Genomic DNA, 1,489 nt, shown 5'->3' on the forward strand with positions numbered 1-1,489 from the left:
GTGCCGGGAGGTGGCGAAGTCCTCGGCGCGGAACGCGGTGCCGGTCTCGTAGACGGCCTCGTAGCCCGAGGCCATCAGCATCTGCTTGTACAGCTGGGGGCTCTGCGAGAGGAACGCGTCCTGGTTGTAGTAGAGGATCGGGAACAGCTCCGCGCCGCCCTCGGCGCCGCCCTTCGAGATCAGCGGCGTCTTGATGTCGACGTACCCCTCCGATTCGAACCACTCCTCCATCGCGGTGACGAGTTCGGAGCGCAGGGTGAACACCGCGAGCGTCTCCGGCTTCCGGAGGTCGAGCGCGCGGTTGTCGAGCCGGGTCGAGAGGTCCACCTCGATGTCCTTCGAGATCTCCAGCGGGAGCGGCGAGTCGGCCTCGTCGATGACCTCGTACTCGGTGGGCGCGATCTCGACGCCGCCGGGCGCCTGGTCGCTCTCCAGCGGCTCGCCGACGACGCGGACCACGTCCTCGGCGCCGACGTCCTGAACGGCCTCGAACAGCTCGGGCTCGCGCTCCTCCTTGAAGACGATCTGGATGAGCCCCTCGCGGTCGCGTACGATGAGGAAGACGAGGCCCCCCAGGTCGCGGATCTCGTGGACGTGGCCGGCGATGGCGACCTCGTCCGCGTCCGGTTCGACGTCCGACGTGTGAATGCGCTCGATCATGGCGGTCTGCTTACGCGCAACTGGTCGGGCGTTCGGCATAGGCCTGTCGTCTCGTCGTCGACGGAACGGCTCGCCCGCGGCCGCTCCGGGGGAATCTCGGGGACTTCCGGATCGTATCTACCGTGTCATGTGGTCGCATAACTAACATAATTTTAATACGAAACCGATCCACGAGACGGACAACGGCGCCTCCCGCGCCGCGGAGCCCGATCATGACCCGTTCACCCGTCTCGATGCTCGCGCGGTCCGCGAGCGTCGCGTTCCTCGGGTGGATCGGGTATTCGGCTCCGAACCCACGGTCCGTCCGCCCGACCGCGTGACGCGCGTCGGCTGGGGAGGCTTCCCCGCGGGACGGACCACACCCCGTTCTCTCCAGCCGCCGCTGTCCGTCGCGCGCGTCGAGTCGGCCGACCGTTGCCCTCGCGAGCGCCGCCGGCGGCGATCCGCTGTCGTCGGCCGGTCGTTCGAGGACGCGGACCGGTGACTCCCGGGTTGCGAACCGGGACGCCGACCGGGCCGCGCCGCGTTCGACTCGCGGCGAGGGCGTATGGCGGCAGCCATCCACACGCCGTCGGTCGAGGCGACGGTGACCGTCCGCGTCTCGCAGGCGGCCGCCGGCGACCTCGTCGCCGGCGCCAGAGCACAGATCGAGCGAATCGACGGCCTCATCGTCGAGGAGCTTGAGATCGCCGGCCTCCGCCCCGGCCTCAACGACACCACGGTCGAGGCGGTCGCCACCCTCGCGGTCGACGAGGAGGCGACCTCGGCGGCCGAGTTCGGGACGGACGAGACGGTCGTCGCCGACCGCGTCCGCGAGCGCCCCGCCGAC

General features: G+C 70.0%; 2 protein-coding genes. One reads left to right on the plus strand and one right to left on the minus strand.

The features are described from left to right. Positions 1–660 (minus strand): amino acid--tRNA ligase-related protein (locus B9G38_RS17265; RefSeq protein WP_233127252.1); only part of this gene is annotated, 660 nt, incomplete at its 3' end. Positions 661–1,207: 547 nt separating this feature from the next. On the opposite strand from B9G38_RS17265, the gene B9G38_RS17270 reads away from it, so the two are divergent. After that, the coding region (locus tag B9G38_RS17270) for a hypothetical protein (RefSeq protein ID WP_198945734.1) at positions 1,208–1,489 on the plus strand (282 nt) is incomplete at its 3' end.

The sequence above is a fragment of the Halorubrum sp. SD612 genome, from assembly GCF_002135005.1.